Genomic DNA, 4,297 nt, shown 5'->3' on the forward strand with positions numbered 1-4,297 from the left:
GCCGTCCACCCTTGCGCTCCACGCCGTCGTCGGCACTTCGGTCATGCCGCCGAGCAGGCCCTTTTCCGGGCGCTTGCGAAGCAGGATGGCGCCATCACTGCGCTGGGCCACGAAGGCCGCACCCCGTCTGAGCGGCTTGTCGTCCTTGGGCAGGCGGACGGGGAAGCGCTCGGGATCGCCCGAGACAATGGCGCTGCAATCCGCGCGCAGCGGGCACAGCATGCAGCGCGGCCGCCGCGGCGTGCAGATCGTGGCGCCGAGATCCATCATCGCCTGGGCGAAATCGCCCGGCCGCCTTGTCGGAACCATCCGCTCGACCAGCGCGCGGATCTCGGGCTTGGCCTCGCTGAGCGGCGTCGCGATCGAATTCAGCCTGGACACAACCCGCTCGACATTGCCGTCGACGACGGCCGCCGGCCGGTCGAAGGCGATGGCCGAGATCGCCGCCGCCGTGTAGGCGCCGATCCCCGGCAACTCCCTGAGGCCGGCCTCGGTGCCCGGAAAGCGGCCGCCGCGCTGAGCGACCAGATCGGCGCAGGCCTTGAGGTTGCGCGCCCGCGAATAGTAGCCGAGCCCGGCCCAGGCCTTCATGACGTCCTCGGCGGGCGCCGCCGCCAGCGCCCCGACGTCAGGCCATTTTTCCAAGAAGGCGCGAAAATAGGCTTTGACAGCTTCGACCGTGGTCTGCTGCAGCATCACTTCCGACAGCCAAACCCGGTAGGGGTCTGGCCTTGCGCCGCCCGCCAGCGCCTTGGGCGGGACGCGCCACGGCAGGTCGCGGTGATGCGCGTCGTACCAGTCAAGCAGGCGGGAGGCGACTGAAACGGCTTCGCTGCTTTCGCCGGATGCGGCCTTGCGGGTCTGGTCGTGCGATGCCATTGATCGGGTGAGCTCGGGGATTGGAGAACGCACATGGCAGGGAAAAGGCCCTACGGCAATCCCGTCCCGGTGAGCGATCTCGCAACCGAGATCCTCGATCCAGTGCTGAAGAAACGGGCCGGCATCTCGATCGGGCTGGTGCAGTCCTGGGAGGAGATCGCCGGGCCCCGGCTAGCCGGCCGCTCTCGCCCGGAAAAGATCCAATGGCCGCGCCGCCTGCATGAGGACGATCCGTTCGAGCCGGCACTGCTGATCATCGCGTGCGAGGGCATGGCGGCGCTCCACCTGCAGCACGAGGCAGGCGAAATCATCAGTCGCGTCAATGCCTTCCTCGGCTTCAACGCCATTGGCCGCATCAAGATCGTGCAGAAGCCGGTGCTGTCCGAAAAGGCCCGGCCGAAACCGGCGCCGAGACAACTCAACGACGCCGAGAAGGCGAAGCTTTCGCGAACCGTCGGCAAGATCGAGGACGATGGCCTGCGCGCCTCGCTGGAGCGCCTCGGCGCAACCATTCTGGGGCAGAAAAGACCATAGGATTGTCGCTAATCTCGCGTATTCGTGAACGCACGCCAAAATTTGGCGATTGGAATGGGGACGGCGATGCCTTAATTCGCGCCAACTCTCGCCTTTTCTAGCCTTTGCATTGCAAAATCCAACCGATATCAGGTGATTCGCATGAACCGTCCTTTGTCTCGCAGAAACCTTCTGACCTCGCTGGCCGCCATTCCGGCGGTGGCTCTCATCGCCGCATGCAGCGACTCGGGCGAGGACGCAAAGGCCGCCGATGTGAAGCCCGCCAACCCGTCGACGCCCGCCAAGCCGGCAACGCCGGCGGCCGTAAAGGTGCCGGAAGCGCAGGGCACGGTCGACATGGCGCAGCTGCTGAAGCCGGGCGCGCTGCCCGAAAAGCAGCTTGGCAAGGACGACGCCAAGGTCACCATCGTCGAATATGCCTCGATGACTTGCCCGCATTGCGCGCACTTCAACGAAACCACCTTCCCTGAGTTGAAGACCAAGTACATCGACAGCGGCAAGGTGCGCTACATCCTGCGTGAATTTCCCTTCGACCCGAGCGCCGAGGCCGGCTTCATGCTGGCGCGTTGCGCCAAGGATAACTATTTCCCGATGGTCGACGTGCTGTTCAAGCAGCAGCCCAGCTGGGTCGGCGTCAACAACACCAAGGAAGCACTGCTGCAGATCTCCAAGCTCGCCGGTTTTACACAGGAGTCCTTTGAGGCCTGCTTGACGGACCAGAAACTTCTGGACGATGTGAGAGCAGTCCAGAAACGCGGCGCGGACGAGTTCAAGGTCGACTCGACGCCGACCTTCTTCATCAATGGAAAGACCTACAAAGGGGCGATGTCGATTGAGGAAATGTCGGCCATCATCGACCCTCTGCTCTGACGTCCAGGCCGCGCCGAAGCGGCTCGGCTTCGGCGCGCGCGCCTGTAGTGTGGGGCGGCGCGAATGAAATTTTCGCGCCTTCGCCTCCTCGGTTTCAAGTCCTTCGTCGAGCCCGGCGAGTTCGTCATCGAACGCGGGCTTACCGGCATTGTCGGGCCGAACGGCTGCGGCAAGTCGAACCTTGTCGAGGCGCTGCGCTGGGTGATGGGCGAAAGCTCCTACAAGAACATGCGCGCGTCCGGCATGGACGACGTCATCTTTTCCGGCTCGGGCACGCGGCCGGCCCGCAATACCGCCGAAGTCACGCTTTTCCTCGACAACACCGACCGTACCGCGCCCGCAGCCTTCAACGACGCCGATGAATTGCAGGTGTCGCGCCGCATCGAGCGCGAGGCGGGCTCGCTCTATCGCATCAACGGCAAGGAAGCCCGCGCCAAGGACGTGCAGCTTCTGTTCGCCGACCAGTCGACCGGCGCGCGCTCGCCCTCGATGGTCGGGCAAGGCCGCATCGGCGAGCTGATCCAGGCCAAGCCCCAGGCGCGTCGGGCGCTGCTCGAAGAGGCGGCCGGCATTTCCGGCCTGCACACGCGCCGCCACGAGGCCGAGCTCAGGCTGAAGGCCGCCGAGCAGAACCTCGAACGGCTGGATGACGTCGTCGGCGAGTTGGAGAGCCAGATCGACAGCCTGAAGCGCCAGGCGCGCCAGGCCTCGCGCTTCAAGAACCTGTCGGCCGATATCCGCAAGGCCGAGGCGACCCTCCTGCATCTGCGCTGGACGCTGGCCAAGACCCAGGAAGGCGAGGCGCGTTCCGCGCTGGCCGCCGCGACGACGCTGGTCGGCGATCGCGCCGCCGCGCAGATGGCCGCCGCCAGGGAGCAAGGCATCGGCGCCCACCGGCTGCCGGACCTGCGCGACGCCGAGGCTGCCGCGGCCGCCGCCTTCCAGCGCCTGTCGATCGCCAAGACACAGATCGAGGAAGAGGCCGGCCGCATCCGCTCCCGCCAGGCCGAGCTTGAGCGCCGGCTGCAGCAGCTCGACGGCGACATCGCCCGCGAGGAGCGCATGGTGCGCGACAATGCGGACATCCTCGAGCGCCTTCGCACCGAGGAAGCCTCGCTCAACTCCGAGAACGCCGGCGCCGCCGAGCGCGAGGCCACCACCCGAGCCGCCTTCGAACAGGCCGGCGCGACGCTCGCGCAGAGCGAGGCAAAGCTAGCCGCGCTGACCGCGGAGCGAGCCGAAGCCGCCGCCTCGCGCCATCAGATCGAGCGCACTTTGCGCGAGACCGCCGAACGTCGCGACCGCTTTGCCCGCCAGCTCGCCGAGGTCGATCGCGAGCTGTCCGACATCGTCGCCCGCATTTCCGGCCTGCCCGATCCGGCCGAGAAGCGGCTGCTGGTCGAGGATGCCGCGGCGCGGCTGGAAGAGAGCGAGGCCGGCGCCATTGCGGCCGAGCAGGCGGTCGCCGAGGCGCGTGGCGCCGAAAGCGCCGCCCGTCCGCCGCTACAGGACGCCAAGGCTGAGTTGCAGCGCATCGAGACCGAAGCCCGCACCCTTTCCAAGATTCTGAATGCCGCCAGTGGCGATCTTTTCCCCTCCGTGCTGGAGCAGCTCAGCGTCGAGCGCGGCTACGAGACCGCCCTTGGCGCCGCCCTCGGTGAGGATCTCGACGTGCCGCTCGACCGCAGCGCCCCCGTGCATTGGGGCGAGAGCGCCGTCCAGCCGGGCGACGCCGCGCTGCCCGAAGGCGTGAAGAGCCTTGCCAGCGTGGTGCGAGCGCCGTCCCAGCTTGCCCGCCGGCTGGCGCAGATTGGCATTGTCGAGGCCGCCGATGGCCGTCGCCTCCAGGCGCTGCTCGCGCCCGGCCAGCGGCTGGTCAGCCGCGACGGCGCGCTGTGGCGCTGGGACGGCTTGACCGCCAGCGCCGACGCGCCGACCGCCGCCGCCCAACGGCTGGCGCAGAAGAACCGGCTGGCCGAGCTCGACGCCGAGGCGGTGCAGGCCACCCGCGTCC

General features: G+C 67.6%; 4 protein-coding genes. 3 read left to right on the plus strand and 1 reads right to left on the minus strand.

What is annotated here, in order from left to right; genetic code table 11:
• A partial coding sequence (gene mutY / locus EN780_RS28495; protein ID WP_128275955.1) for an A/G-specific adenine glycosylase occupies positions 1–879 on the minus strand: 879 nt, incomplete at its 3' end.
• 33 nt (positions 880–912) lie between these two features.
• Here mutY and EN780_RS28500 point away from each other — a divergent pair.
• From EN780_RS28500 to EN780_RS28510, 3 genes are all read left to right on the plus strand, one after another.
• On the plus strand, positions 913–1,413 hold the full coding sequence (locus EN780_RS28500; protein ID WP_127284005.1) for a DUF721 domain-containing protein: 501 nt from the start codon (positions 913–915) through the stop codon (positions 1,411–1,413).
• A gap of 141 nt (positions 1,414–1,554) precedes the next feature.
• Positions 1,555–2,283, plus strand: a complete 729-nt coding sequence (locus EN780_RS28505) for a DsbA family protein (RefSeq protein WP_128275956.1) — start codon at positions 1,555–1,557, stop codon at positions 2,281–2,283.
• A 63-nt stretch (positions 2,284–2,346) separates the two neighbouring features.
• Positions 2,347–4,297 (plus strand): chromosome segregation SMC family protein (locus tag EN780_RS28510; protein WP_133372748.1); only part of this gene is annotated, 1,951 nt, incomplete at its 3' end.

It is taken from the genome of Mesorhizobium sp. M4B.F.Ca.ET.089.01.1.1 (genome assembly GCF_004022605.1).
GTDB classification, from domain to species: domain Bacteria; phylum Pseudomonadota; class Alphaproteobacteria; order Rhizobiales; family Rhizobiaceae; genus Mesorhizobium; species Mesorhizobium abyssinicae.